This window comes from Idiomarina sp. Sol25 (assembly GCF_033052775.1).
In the GTDB taxonomy this organism is placed as follows: domain Bacteria; phylum Pseudomonadota; class Gammaproteobacteria; order Enterobacterales; family Alteromonadaceae; genus Idiomarina.
Genome location: NZ_JAUPEW010000004.1, coordinates 129897 through 142634, shown reverse-complemented (window position 1 = coordinate 142634; position 12738 = coordinate 129897). Strand labels below are relative to the sequence as shown.

13 protein-coding genes are annotated in these 12738 nt (G+C 49.1%); 5 read left to right on the top strand and 8 right to left on the bottom strand.

Translation table 11 applies throughout. From position 1 onward, the window contains the following. The first annotated feature begins 24 nt into the window (after nucleotides 1-24). From Q5L94_RS07965 to Q5L94_RS07950, 4 genes are all read left to right on the top strand, one after another. Entirely contained in the window at nucleotides 25-1035 is a 1011-nt protein-coding gene (locus tag Q5L94_RS07965) for an adenosine kinase (RefSeq protein WP_317497906.1), read from the top strand. Nucleotides 1036-1083: 48 nt separating this feature from the next. Next, nucleotides 1084-2463, top strand: coding sequence for an adenosylhomocysteinase (gene ahcY, locus Q5L94_RS07960; RefSeq protein ID WP_317497905.1), 1380 nt, complete (start codon nucleotides 1084-1086; stop codon nucleotides 2461-2463). Beyond that, complete coding sequence (locus Q5L94_RS07955; RefSeq protein ID WP_317497904.1) at nucleotides 2463-3032, top strand: GNAT family N-acetyltransferase; 570 nt, start codon at nucleotides 2463-2465, stop codon at nucleotides 3030-3032. Before ahcY ends, Q5L94_RS07955 begins: the two co-directional genes overlap by 1 nt. 414 nt (nucleotides 3033-3446) lie before the next feature. Further along, complete coding sequence (locus Q5L94_RS07950) at nucleotides 3447-4766, top strand: FAD-binding oxidoreductase (RefSeq protein WP_317497903.1); 1320 nt, start codon at nucleotides 3447-3449, stop codon at nucleotides 4764-4766. A gap of 358 nt (nucleotides 4767-5124) precedes the next feature. Here the strand turns inward: Q5L94_RS07950 and Q5L94_RS07945 are convergent, their stop codons facing one another. From Q5L94_RS07945 to rplU, 8 genes are all read right to left on the bottom strand, one after another. After that, complete coding sequence (locus Q5L94_RS07945) at nucleotides 5125-6270, bottom strand: ABC transporter permease (protein WP_317497902.1); 1146 nt, start codon at nucleotides 6268-6270, stop codon at nucleotides 5125-5127. Next, nucleotides 6270-7004: an ATP-binding cassette domain-containing protein gene (locus tag Q5L94_RS07940; protein WP_317497901.1), complete on the bottom strand. Its 735-nt coding sequence runs from the start codon at nucleotides 7002-7004 to the stop codon at nucleotides 6270-6272. The genes Q5L94_RS07945 and Q5L94_RS07940 overlap by 1 nt, the downstream gene beginning before the upstream one ends. A gap of 3 nt (nucleotides 7005-7007) precedes the next feature. Beyond that, entirely contained in the window at nucleotides 7008-8453 is a 1446-nt protein-coding gene (locus tag Q5L94_RS07935) for an alpha/beta hydrolase (RefSeq protein WP_317497900.1), read from the bottom strand. A 148-nt stretch (nucleotides 8454-8601) separates the two neighbouring features. After that, nucleotides 8602-8976, bottom strand: coding sequence for a DUF3718 domain-containing protein (locus tag Q5L94_RS07930; RefSeq protein ID WP_317497899.1), 375 nt, complete (start codon nucleotides 8974-8976; stop codon nucleotides 8602-8604). 110 nt (nucleotides 8977-9086) lie between these two features. Beyond that, nucleotides 9087-9587 (bottom strand): type 3 dihydrofolate reductase, encoded by a 501-nt coding sequence (gene folA, locus Q5L94_RS07925; protein ID WP_317497898.1) that lies wholly within the window; start codon nucleotides 9585-9587, stop codon nucleotides 9087-9089. A gap of 41 nt (nucleotides 9588-9628) precedes the next feature. Continuing rightward, entirely contained in the window at nucleotides 9629-10783 is a 1155-nt protein-coding gene (gene cgtA, locus Q5L94_RS07920; RefSeq protein ID WP_317497897.1) for an Obg family GTPase CgtA, read from the bottom strand. Nucleotides 10784-10899: 116 nt separating this feature from the next. Continuing rightward, on the bottom strand, nucleotides 10900-11157 hold the full coding sequence (gene rpmA / locus Q5L94_RS07915; RefSeq protein ID WP_317497896.1) for a 50S ribosomal protein L27: 258 nt from the start codon (nucleotides 11155-11157) through the stop codon (nucleotides 10900-10902). Nucleotides 11158-11172: 15 nt separating this feature from the next. After that, nucleotides 11173-11484: a 50S ribosomal protein L21 gene (rplU, locus tag Q5L94_RS07910; RefSeq protein WP_317497895.1), complete on the bottom strand. Its 312-nt coding sequence runs from the start codon at nucleotides 11482-11484 to the stop codon at nucleotides 11173-11175. A 192-nt stretch (nucleotides 11485-11676) separates the two neighbouring features. On the opposite strand from rplU, the gene ispB reads away from it, so the two are divergent. Then, nucleotides 11677-12648, top strand: a complete 972-nt coding sequence (gene ispB / locus Q5L94_RS07905; RefSeq protein ID WP_317498022.1) for an octaprenyl diphosphate synthase — start codon at nucleotides 11677-11679, stop codon at nucleotides 12646-12648. Nucleotides 12649-12738 lie beyond the last annotated feature (90 nt).

The following is a 12738-nucleotide window of genomic DNA, read 5'->3' as shown; positions in this document are numbered from 1 at the left end:
CTGATAAGGCAACCATTTAATACTATGAAAACCATTGATGTAATCGGCATTGGCAATGCGCTGGTGGATCAGGAGTTTGAGGTCTCTGAGGACTTCCTGCAGAAGCACGATTTAAAAAAAGGCATGATGGAGCTGATTGATGAAGACGCTCAAAACACTCTGATTGCAGAACTAAGCCAGCTGGGCGAGTTGAAAAAGCAAAGCGGCGGTGGCTCAGCCGCTAACTCGTTAGTGGCTTTCGCTCAATTTGGCGGCAAAGCCTACTACTGCTGTAAAGTTGCTGACGACGAAGCCGGCATGTTTTACCGTCAGGATTTGGAAAGAATAGGCATAGAAACCAGCCTTCACCAGCAGAAGAACCAAGGCACGACTGGTCGCTGTCTGGTAATGGTGACTCCTGATGCCGAACGCACCATGCGGACTCATTTGGGCATAACGGCCGATTTATCTACCGTTGAAATTGACGACCATGCCATTGCAGCGGCAGACTACCTTTATATAGAGGGTTATTTAATTACCTCAGAAATTGCGCGCGGCGCGATTCAACATGCGAAAAAGGTAGCCCGGGAAAACAATACAAAACTGGTTATGACCTGCTCTGATCCTGCCATGGTGAAGTTTTTCCGCAGCGGAATTGATGAAATTCTGGACGGTGGTGTCGATTTAATGTTCTGTAACCGTGAAGAAGCAGAATTATTAACAGGTAAGGACGATCCTCAGGCCGCTTTATCCGTATTATTAGAGCAGGCCGACACGGTTGCTATTACCTTAGGTAAAGACGGTGCTGTAATTGCCAACCGCGAACGCCAGGTGCATATTCCGGGCGTACCGGTTGAAGCCATTGATACCAATGGCGCTGGTGATATGTTTGCAGGTGCTATGCTTTATGGCTTAACGCGTAATATGTCGCTGGAAGACGCGGGTCGTTTAGCCAGTCATGCGTCTGCTGAACTGGTCACAAAGTTTGGCGCCCGACTGAGTAAAGACCGACAACAGCAATTAATTGAGCGTGTTATGAACGCTCAAACGGCTTGAATTTACTGAAAAATTCACTGACAGAAATCACTGAAAAAGAGAGTCGCTATGAGTGCAGAAGATTGGCAAGATTATAAAGTAGCAGATATTAGCTTAGCCGAATGGGGCCGCAAGGAAATTGCGATTGCTGAATCTGAAATGCCGGCGTTGATGACTATCCGCCGCAAATACGCTGACAGCAAGCCGCTGGCCGGCGCCCGTATTATTGGTTGTATCCATATGACCATTCAAACAGCCGTGTTGATTGAAACATTGCTTGAACTGGGTGCCGAAGTGCGCTGGTCTTCATGCAACATTTTCTCCACTCAGGACCATGCTGCTGCGGCTATGGCTGCTGCCGGTGTACCGGTATTTGCCTGGAAAGGTGAAACCGAAGAAGAATACGAATGGTGCTTGAAGCAGACTTGCCATAAAGACGGCGAGTTGTGGGATGCCAACATGATTCTGGACGATGGCGGTGATTTAACCCTGATGATCCACGATGAATTCCCGCAGATGCTGGAAAAAGTTCACGGCATTACTGAAGAAACCACCACGGGTGTTCACCGTTTGCTGGACATGCTGGAAAAGGGCACTTTGAAAGTACCCGCCATTAACGTGAATGATGCCGTCACTAAGTCAAAAAATGACAACAAGTACGGCTGCCGTCACTCATTAAACGACGCGATTAAACGCTCTACTGACCACTTATTGTCAGGCAAGAAAGCTCTGGTTGTTGGTTATGGCGACGTAGGTAAAGGTTCTGCCGCGAGTTTACGTCAGGAAGGCATGATTGTTAAAATCAGCGAAATTGACCCAATTTGCGCCATGCAAGCCTGCATGGACGGCTTTGAAGTGGTTTCTCCTTACCTTGAAGGTAAAAATACCGGTAACGGCGAGAACATTAACAAAGACTTACTGGGCAATACCGACCTAATTGTGACCACGACCGGTAATATGGACGTTTGTGACCGTCACATGCTGGCGGCACTTAAGTCTACCGCTCTGGTTTGCAACATTGGCCATTTTGATAACGAAATTGATACGGCCTTTATGCGTAAAAACTGGCGTTGGGAAGAAATTAAGCCACAAGTTCATAAAATTTACCGTTCAGACGACGACAACGATTACCTGATTCTGTTAGCCGAAGGCCGTTTGGTCAACTTAGGTAACGCAACCGGTCACCCAAGCCGTATTATGGATGGTTCATTTGCTAACCAGGTACTTGCTCAAATTCACTTGTTCGAGCAAAAATTTGCCGACATGGAAATTAAGAAGCAGGAAGAGTATCTGCGTGTAGAAGTTCTGCCTAAGCAACTGGACGAAGAAGTTGCACGTTATATGGTGCAGGGCTTCGGCGGAGTTATCACTCAGTTGACAGCAGATCAGGCTAACTACATTCATGTTGATGCAGAAGGTCCGTTCAAGACAGACGAGTACCGCTACTAATGAGCGATATCATTTATCGTAAAATAACGGCTGCCGATATGGCGGCCGTTATTGATCTGGCCAACGAAGTTCATGGTGAAAATTACCTGAATGAAGACAGCTTTCAGAAGTATTTAGCCGGCGGAACCGCCGGTAACGTTCAGTTAAACTGGATAGCTCTGCGCGCCGATACCCCTTTAGGTATACGGATTACTCTGGCGCCCGGACAATGGCCAATTGATGATTTTTGCACCCCAGACGCCTGGCCCATTCCTGCCGAGAAGCTGTGCTACTTTAAGTGCGCCGCCGTGTCGGAAAAAGCGCGCGGCCTGGGTATAGGCAAGGAACTGTTATTCCGTAGTATCGATGCCGCCAAAGAGCTGGGCTGCCGTGGTGGTTTAGCGCACATTTGGATGCAGAGCCCCAATAACAGCGCCTATGAGTATTTCACTCGCTGTGGCGGAGAAATGATTAAACAACATGAAAAGCGCTGGTACAAAGCCTCAGTAGAAGACGGCTACTACTGCCCAGTATGCGACGGCACCTGCTACTGCGACGCCGGCGAAATGCTGCTGAAATTCGATACGTAAGGCGGCGGTGAAAGAGCGCTGAGGTTGCATGGGCTTGGGGGCAGACTGCTCACTTGTTTCGCTTGAGCATTGAAGGCCTCTGTGGCGGAGACGCGACGAGCTCATCCATGAGGGCTTGACGAAGGCCATCCATGGCCTTCGACACTCCACCACAGAGGCCTTCAACACTCTTAACGCTCACAAGTGAACAATCTGCCCCTTTTTCCTCCCTCATAACAGCTTAAGTTGGCTTTTTACCTGAGGCGGGAGATAGTGAGCGCGCGAACGGTTGCATAGGGCTATTGTGGAGGTGTGCAGCGCCATGGATGGCGCTGCCCAAGCCCTACAGGGATGTATTCACGGGCGTCCTCCACAATAGTCCTTGTAACCTCAGCGCTCGCTGTCTTCCTTCTCCGTTTTTATAGGTGGGTGATTATGTATGATCCTTTGGTTAATGCGCCTCCGGGGCCTCATGATGCTCCTGAGCCGAGTTACTGGCAGCAGCATACGCAGGCCGATTTCCCGGAGTGTGTGGATGCGCCGGAGAACGTGGAGTTTGCTGTTATTGGAGCTGGGTACACGGGTTTAAACGCTGCCCGGGTTCTGGCTGAAAACGGACATTCTGTTGCCGTTTTTGAAGCCAACCAACTGGCCTGGGGTTGTTCGTCGCGTAATGCTGGTTTTGTGATGAAAAGCACCGGCCGACTGGGCTTGTCGGCCTGGGCTGAACGCCTGGGTACTGATATTGCGCGAGGCATTGCAGGCGAACATCAAAAGGCACTTCAACTCATTGAAGAAACTTTGCGTTATTGCCCGGAGCAGTGCCAGCGCCAAAACGGTGGTTATCTGAAAATAGCGCACAAACCTGGCGCCATTCGTCCGTTAAAGCAACAATATGAGCAGCTCAGGCAATTTAACCAGCCGGTGGAATGGCTAACTCAACAGCAATTAAGCAACATTATTTCAAGCCCGCAGGCGCACGCTGCCTTACGCTTCACTGACTGTTTTGCTTTGAACCCCATGTTACTGGCGGCAGCGACGGCTAGACGCGCCACCGCTGCGGGCGCGCAGTTAGTTGAACACAGTCCGGTGACTAAAGCCGTGTCGCTTGGCGGCAAAGGCGTGTACCTGCAAACCGCGAAAGGCGCTATACGCGCTCGTAAGCTGTTGGTTTGTTCTAATGGCTATACCTCAGGGCAGTTACTGCCGGAGCTTGCCAGCCGCTCGTTACCGGTGCTCTCAAGCATTATTACTACCCCACCTCTGAGTGAAGAGCAGGTTGAGAGCATTAAGCTGTCACCCCAGTACGCCATAATGGATACTCGTATTCTGAAGTACTACTTCCGTTTACTGCCGGATAACCGATTGTTGTTTGGTGGTCGTGGTGCCATTCAGGGGAAAAATGCCGCCAACCCGGTTTATGCTAAACGCTTATTGCAGGCCTTGCACCAAACCTTTCCGCAACTGCGGGGAGTGAACAAGTGGGAGCATTTCTGGAGCGGCTGGGTCAGTGTGTCACTGGACGATTACCCGCGAGTAGGCAAAGTAAAGGCTAATATCTACGCCAGCATGGGCTACTGCGGTGCCGGTGTCAGCTTTACCGCCCTGGCCGGCCAACGACTGGCAGAAGCCGCCATGGAACAGCCCCTGCCAGAACTACCTTACTACCAGTCTCAACTAAAGCCGTTCCCACTCCCCCGCTTCCGCCGTCTGGGCCAATGGCTCTACTACCACTGCGGCCGCCTGCGCGACTGAGCCGGGACAGCCTGTTCACTTGTTTCGCTTGAGCGTTGAAGGCCTCTGTGACGGAGACGCGACGAGCTCATCCATGAGGGCTTGACGAAGGCCATCCATGGCCTTCGACACTCCGCCACAGAGGCCTTCAACACTCGTAACGCTCACAAGTGAACAGCCTGCCCTTTTAACCTTTCTCATAACGGCTCAGATTGGCTTTTTATCTGAGGTGGAGGATAGCGAGCGCGCCGACGGTTACATAGGGCTATTGTGGAGGTGTGCAGCGCCATGGATGGCGCTGCCCAAGCCCTACAAGGATGTATTCACGGGCGTCCTCCACAATAGTCCTTGTAACCTCAGCGCTCGCTATTCAGCTCCGCTACAGGCCGAAGACGATTTTTTCGCTTTTGAGCATTCGGGCTATGTATTTCATTAGCAGCAATGCGGCTACCAGGGTGGCGACTGCGCTGATTACTGTACCCATTACATTCACGTTCTCGCCGCGTATCAGTGACAGGAAGGCCTGATGCTGACCGGTTAGTGGCAGGTAGTAGAGGATCGGGTTTTTAAGTCGCGCAAATTCCACACCAAAAGAAGCCGCCATTGGAATGACCAGTAAGAAGCTAATATAAGTCTGCGCTTCTTTGAAGTTTTTAGCGCGGAAGGACACGAACAATTGCAGCGCGGTCGCAAGCAGAGCCAGCGGCACCAGCAGAGCGAACATCAGTACCATCATACCCACGCTAAAGTTCACGTTCATGCCAATTTCGTGCAGTGGAACGTAGGCAAATATAATAGGGATAAGTACCAGTGACAGTATGGCTCCAAATAGTGAGAAGGTTGTTGCGGTCAGAGCTTTACCGGTAACGATGTCCCAGGTGCTTAACGGTTGACTCAGCAAAAACTCAAGCGAATTACGTTCACGCTCACCTGCACTGATATCGATAGCGACATTCATACCAGACCAGAACACGGACAGAATAATAAACACCAGTACACTGCCCATAATCAAGGCCGCTTTTGAGCCCCGGGTTGCTAAGTCTTGCTTTTGCAGTTGTATTGGTTGCACAACACGCGGATCAACTCCCCGTAATGTCAATCGGTAAGCCGCTATTTGACTCGAGTACGCCTGCACTGCCTGCTCTACACGCTTAATTTCGGTTTGCTGCTTTTGTGCCGACCAGTCAGCGCGCAAGGTGACCTCTACCGGTTCGGCTTTACTAACGCTTTCCTGCCAGTTTTCAGGCAAAGTAAGGACTATAGGCGTTTCGGTTTTTGCCCATTCACCCTGTTTCTGGACGACTCCTCGTTCGTTAAGAAAATCAACCAGCTGAGGTGCGTTTTCTTCACCTTCAATAGTAATTTCAACGTCCGCCGGATCGGTCAGCTGCGTTATTAAGAAAAAAAAGGCTACCGCCATTAATAAAGGTCCGAAAAACGCATAAGACATTGCCGCTAAAACAGAGCGTTTATCACGGATAGCGTCCCGGAATTCTTTTTTCCATACAGAAGTTAATGCACTCATCAGGCTGCTATCCCCTCGTCGGTACCGATAATTTTAACGAAGGCATCTTCCAACTGTTGCTCGCCGGTCATGTCACAAAGTTCCTGTGGTGTTCCTTCAGCTGCAACTTTGCCTTTTGCCATAACCACCACTCGGTCGCATAGCGCAGCAACTTCCTGCATAACGTGGCTGGAAAACAAGATACAGGTGCCTTGAGCGCGTTGTTCGCGCAACACATCTCGTAAAATTCGGGTACTCATAACGTCCAGACCTCGACTGGGCTCATCCAGAATCAAGTGCTTCGGGCTGTGTACTAAAGCCTGAGCCAGTGCAACTTTCATCCGCTGGCCTTGTGAAAACCCTGCTGTTCGGCGGTCTGCAAGCTCTTTAATATCCAGTTTATCTATCACCTTCTCAACGGCCTGCTTTTGCTCCATGCCTTTTAGCCCGTGTAGTCCGGCGAAATAAGCCACTTGCTCGCGCACGGTTAAACGTTCGTATAAGCCAAACTTATCAGGAAATATGCCGAGGTTACGGCGTGCACCAATAGGATTCTGGTTGGCGTCAACACCTTCAATTTCTGCCTTGCCGGTATCAGCCTGCAATAGCCCGTAAATAATACGAAGACACGTGGTTTTTCCTGCACCGTTGGGTCCGAGAAGACCGGTAATTTCGCCATCTTTTGCCTGAAATGATAGAGAATCCAGCGCTTGCACATTTTTAAATGTTTTTGTCAGTGCATCTACGTTTATCATTATTTATAGCCCCGCTGCATTCTGGTTCAGTACAAATGGCTTAAGTCTTTGTTCTTTTAAGCAGCCGCCGTCAATATTTTCGACAGAACCTTGCTCGATAAAATCGGCAATAAGCTGATTAGCGCAGGTATGACTGGCAATAGTATGTCCCGCGTTAGGTGCAACCAGGTGTTTACTGTTGGGTAAAGTTCTATGAGCTATGTCTCCCCATTCTGGAGGCGTCACCGGATCCAGCTCTCCCGATAGCAGTAAAACAGGTTTATCACTGACAACAGGATCGGACCAGTAAGCAGGGACACTTGATGACTGCCAGCCCGCACACATATCAACAAAGGCATCACCTGTTCGGCTACCAATAAACTGATTGTTACCGTCCTCGGCAAAAAGCTCCGGAGTCGCCCGGGGTAAATCTTCGCCACATACAACCGACAGCATAAGGCCCAGGTAAATACTGTTCTGCGACATAGTACCGCCCATCAAACCCAGTATGGCGTGGTGGCTTCCTTCAGCTGCAGAATGAATGGCGTAGGGCAATAGTTGACGAGTATTGGGGTGATATAAGGCAACACGGATAATTGAGCTGAAACGTCCGGGGGTCAGTTTTATCTCAAGCGGCTCAAATGAGAGGGGGTCACGCGTTTCCAGCAGTATATCCCCGGTTTCCAGCTCATTCATAACCTCATAATATTCTTGCTCTAGGTTAGGGAACTTTTCGTGACATGGGCTTTGTTCGGAACAATCCTTGAGCATTTCGTCAAACGCATCGGCTCCGTGCTGACCAAAAGGCCCAATAATGACCTGAGGCGGGGCGACAGCATCGAGGGTAGCCGTGCGAACTGAAGCAGGGGCTTCACGTAAATAGGTTAGACCGACGCGGGTTCCATAAGACCCGCCATAAAGGTTCAGTTGCTCTATACCCAAATGTTCACGTACCCGTTCAAAGTCTTTTACGGCGTTAACGGTATGATATTGCGTGGTGTCTGTATCGGGGTACTGCTCCTGACACTCGCGACTCAAGGCTTTAAGATCCTGCTCATCGTCAGCACGTATCAACTCATCCGGACGCTCAATGTCACATTCAAGCGGATGACTTTTGCCCGTACCGCGCTGATCAATTAGAAGGATATCGCGTCTTTGACGCACCGATTCGAACATACGCGCTATCATTGGAGTTAATTCGGTAGCAGCCTGGCCCGGCCCTCCGGCCAGAATGAGCATAGGATCGGCTTGCGCTCCCTCCTGAATAGCCGGAAGAATAGCGTAATAAATACCAATATGTTTGCCGTCAGGCTGTTCGTAGTTTTCTGGAACTGAAACTGTGCCACAATGCAGTTTCTCTTGCACACCAGGTAAATAACAGCTCGAAGCTTCATTTGATGTTGTCTGTGCCTGACCACTAAGCGGCACCAGACCCAGTAGCAGTAGCGATAATGCCATCCATTGTTTCATAGCGATTCCGTTTATATATGCAACGGATCTATTGTCGTAGAGAACAGGGGAGAATTACAAGGTAAGTCACTGATTGATTTGTTAGAAGATGTAAAAAAAAGCCCGCAAAAAATTGCAGGCTTTTAGAAAATAACTTTGTCGGTGCTAATTACAGGCCAGCGCGATCTTTAATTGCTACAGCAATTGCACTGCTGCCGTGACCGTTAGATTGCGCCCATTCGTAGTCGCCAGAAGCTTTCAGTTCGTCTACTGACAAACGACCAACGATGAACTCACCAATGTCTTGTGAACCGTTAGCCATGGCAAATTGCAATAAGCTTTGACCGTTGCACTGAATGCCAGTGTAAATATCACGCACGCGTACACGAGCATCACGTAATTTTTTACGCATACGCATGGTGTCATCACCTTGCACGTATGTGCATAAGCTTAAGGCTAATTCATTTGCCTCTGCGCTTTTTGAAAAAGTTACGCCTGTTGCCGCAACGGCAGCCATCATGGTGCCTAATACAATTGCTTTCATCTAAAACCCCATCACAAGATTGTTCAAAAATTCATCAAGATGATACTACGAACTCGAGCTTGCTGCAATGGCTTAAAATTCAGGTAAGTTACTGAATTTATAACTTCTTATTAACTTACCTTGTCGAAAATAAGAGTACTAAAGTTATGGGTGTTACGTTCATCAGCGGCAAAGTTTTGCCGCTCTACCTCTTGCCAGTCGCCGACTTCATGATAATCGGGGAAATAGGTATCTCCCTCAACATTTAGTTCTATTTTAGTAACATATAGTCGGTCTGCGAGGGGTAAAAACTTTTCATAAATTTTTCCTCCGCCAATCACCATCAGCTCATCAACCGGTCCTGCAGCGGCGATTGCCTGTTGCACCCCTGACACCCAAACCACAGGGCTGTCCTGATTTTCCGAACGATCCGTTCGACGGCTTAGAACGATATTCTTACGACCGGGCAAAGGACGACCAATTGATTCGAAAGTTCTGCGTCCCATAACAATTGGCTTACCCAAGGTAATTTTTTTGAAATATTGCAGCTCGTCCGGCAGGTGCCATGGCATTTTGTTGTCTTTTCCGATAACCCGGTTATCGGCCATAGCCACCACGAGTGATATTTTCATTCGGCGATACCCTTAATGCTTAGCCTGACGTTTACGTCAGGCTACTTCTGATAAATGACTTCGACGTCGTGATCATCATCATCGTCGTCATCTTCATCGTCCAGTTCTTCTTCCATAACTTCTTCGTGATAGGTGTCCCACATAAACTCGACGGGATCAGCCTCTTCCTGCTTTTCTGTATCAGGCGCAGGCAAGGTTTCCAGATAGGACATAACTTCACGACAAAGCGCATCACTGCCTCGCCCTTCCAGCGCAGCAATTTGGAATACCGGACCGTCCCAATCTAATGCTTTAACCAGTTCATCAACTTTTTCCTGAACTTCTTCATCCAGTAACAAGTCGACTTTATTGATGACCAGCCAGCGTGGCTTTTCTGCCAGCTTAGGACTGTATTTTTCCAGTTCATTGATGATAATGCGCGCCTGCTCAGCAGGGTCGGTTTCATCAAACGGTGCTAAATCGACCAGGTGCAACAATAAGCCACAACGCTCTAAGTGTTTCAGGAATTGTATGCCAAGTCCTGCGCCTTCAGCCGCGCCTTCAATAAGGCCCGGAATATCGGCAATAACAAAACTTTGATGCGGCGCGGGACGCACAACACCCAGGTTTGGTATCAGAGTCGTAAATGGATAGTCGGCTACTTTAGGTCGTGCAGCGGAAACCGAACGAATAAAAGTCGATTTACCGGCATTAGGCATACCCAGCAACCCCACATCAGCCAGCAACATCAGTTCCAGCTTTAGCGGGCGTACCTCACCAGGAGTGCCGTCGGTTTTTTGTCTTGGAGCGCGGTTTATACTGCTTTTGAAACGTGTATTACCCAGACCATGGAAACCACCTTTGGCCACCATCAAACGCTGACCGTGTTTCGTCAAATCGCCAAGAACTTCGCCTGTATCGATATCGGTAGCCCGGGTGCCTGGAGGAACTGGCAGCACTATGTCGTTACCACGTCTGCCCGTACAGTTTTTACCCATACCGTTTTTACCGCGCTCAGCTTTATGAAAACGTTCAAAACGATAGTCGATAAGGGTATTCAGGTTTTCATCTGCCTGCAGATAAACGTCACCGCCGTCGCCACCATCGCCGCCGTCAGGGCCGCCTTTGGGAATATATTTTTCGCGACGGAAACTGATACAACCATTACCACCGTCACCCGCGTCTACGCGGATTTCTACTTCATCAACGAATTTCATCGCAATCTGCTACTTATCACTTGTCGAATACTGTGCAAAATTCTAGCACATATGAAAAAGCCCCGCCGTAAGGCAGGGCTTTCAGAACCGAAACTTTTCAGTTTATGTTCGCGTTATTAATCAGTAATAACACTCACATATTTACGGTTTTTGCTGCCCTTCACTTCAAAAGACACTTTGCCCTCTGAGGTTGCAAACAATGTGTGGTCTTTACCAATGCCAACGTTACTTCCAGCATGGAACTTAGTACCACGTTGGCGAACCAGGATGTTGCCTGCTAATACAGACTCACCACCGAAGCGCTTAACACCGAGACGTTTACTCTCTGAGTCGCGACCGTTTTTAGTAGAACCACCAGCCTTTTTATGTGCCATGTCGTTACCCCTTAATTAGCTGTTGATACCAGTGATTTTCACTTCCGTGAACCACTGACGATGGCCTTGTTGACGGCGAGAATGCTTACGACGACGGAACTTAACGATTTTAACTTTATCGCCACGACCGTGATCAATCACTTCCGCTTTCACTTTACCACCGGATACGAACGGAGCACCGATGTTTACATCGCTGCCGTCTGAAACCATCAAAACCTGGTCGAATTCAACTACATCACCGGTAGCTGCTTCCAGTTTTTCCAGGCGGACGATTTGGCCTTCAGACACACGGTGCTGCTTACCGCCACTTTGGAATACTGCGTACATATTATTCTCCACAACCCTATTGGGCATCCAAATTCAAATCAGGGCGCGAATTGTACGTAATCCCGCCATCGATCGCAACCCTTAATTTGAACTTAAAAGCAGCGCCGCTTAACGCGGATTGAGTTTCCGCTCCGCTATAAATAGTGTACCATCTGTTTTCCGTTAAATTTTGTAAATAAACAGATATCTATGATGGATATGCAGTCCATTAACGCATTAGCCAAAGACGATATGCTTGGTGTTAATGCCTTAATAGGTGAACAACTTCAATCGGATGTTGCCTTAATTAACCAGTTAGGCCTTTATATTGTCAACAGTGGCGGTAAACGCTTACGACCGCTGCTCGCAATATTAGCTTGTCGGGCTCTGGGTTATGAAGGTAACGATCACCGCAAACTTGCTACGATTATCGAGTTTATTCATACCGCGACTCTGCTTCACGACGATGTCGTTGATGAATCGGAACTGCGCCGCGGACGCAAAACTGCCAACGCGGTATTTGGTAACGAAGCTAGCGTATTAGTTGGTGACTTCCTTTATACCCGCGCTTTTCAGTTAATGGTCGATTTAGACTCCCTGCGAATACTGCGTATTTTAGCGGATGCCACCAACATCATTTCTGAAGGTGAAGTGTTGCAGTTAATGAACTGTAACGACCCGGATACCTCAGAAGCCAGCTACTTTAATGTCATTTACGGTAAAACCGCTAAGTTGTTTGAGGCAGCTACAGAGTTAGCCGGCGTATTAACCGCACAAGACGAAAAAGTAACCCATCAACTTGCCGATTACGGTCGTTATTTGGGTACCGCGTTTCAGCTAGTAGATGATTTAATGGATTACACCGCGGATAGCGAATCGATGGGCAAGAACGCCGGTGATGACTTAGCGGAAGGTAAGCCTACGCTCCCCTTGTTATACGCCATGTGGCACGGCAACGAAGTAGAACAAAAGCTGATTCGCGAAGCCATTGAACAAGGCGACGGACGTGAACACTTACAAACCGTGCTGACCGCCATGGAGCGAACAGGCGCCTTACAGTACACCCGCGACAGAGCCTTAGAGGCAGCCGAACAAGCGCGTGAGTCCCTAAGCGAACTCCCCGACTCCGACTACAAACAAGCCCTACTAGCCCTAACCCACCTGGCAGTCGACCGAGTAGCTTAGCCGGGTAGAAATGCCTTGGGGGAGCGGGTTCTGTTTCGGAGGACGCCCGTGAATACATCCCTGTAGGGCTTGGGTAGCGCCATCCATGGC

Bases quoted from the DNA above. Each gene is read 5' to 3' on its own strand.
- rpmA (WP_317497896.1), bottom strand. From the start codon at position 11,157: ATGGCACATAAAAAGGCTGGTGGTTCTACTAAAAACGGTCGCGACTCA.
- ispB (WP_317498022.1), top strand. From the start codon at position 11,677: ATGGATATGCAGTCCATTAACGCATTAGCCAAAGACGATATGCTTGGT.
- Q5L94_RS07955 (WP_317497904.1), top strand. From the start codon at position 2,463: ATGAGCGATATCATTTATCGTAAAATAACGGCTGCCGATATGGCGGCC.
- Q5L94_RS07965 (WP_317497906.1), top strand. From the start codon at position 25: ATGAAAACCATTGATGTAATCGGCATTGGCAATGCGCTGGTGGATCAG.
- cgtA (WP_317497897.1), bottom strand. From the start codon at position 10,783: ATGAAATTCGTTGATGAAGTAGAAATCCGCGTAGACGCGGGTGACGGT.
- folA (WP_317497898.1), bottom strand. From the start codon at position 9,587: ATGAAAATATCACTCGTGGTGGCTATGGCCGATAACCGGGTTATCGGA.
- ahcY (WP_317497905.1), top strand. From the start codon at position 1,084: ATGAGTGCAGAAGATTGGCAAGATTATAAAGTAGCAGATATTAGCTTA.
- rplU (WP_317497895.1), bottom strand. From the start codon at position 11,484: ATGTACGCAGTATTCCAAAGTGGCGGTAAGCAGCACCGTGTGTCTGAA.
- Q5L94_RS07930 (WP_317497899.1), bottom strand. From the start codon at position 8,976: ATGAAAGCAATTGTATTAGGCACCATGATGGCTGCCGTTGCGGCAACA.
- Q5L94_RS07935 (WP_317497900.1), bottom strand. From the start codon at position 8,453: ATGAAACAATGGATGGCATTATCGCTACTGCTACTGGGTCTGGTGCCG.
- Q5L94_RS07945 (WP_317497902.1), bottom strand. From the start codon at position 6,270: ATGAGTGCATTAACTTCTGTATGGAAAAAAGAATTCCGGGACGCTATC.
- Q5L94_RS07950 (WP_317497903.1), top strand. From the start codon at position 3,447: ATGTATGATCCTTTGGTTAATGCGCCTCCGGGGCCTCATGATGCTCCT.
- Q5L94_RS07940 (WP_317497901.1), bottom strand. From the start codon at position 7,004: ATGATAAACGTAGATGCACTGACAAAAACATTTAAAAATGTGCAAGCG.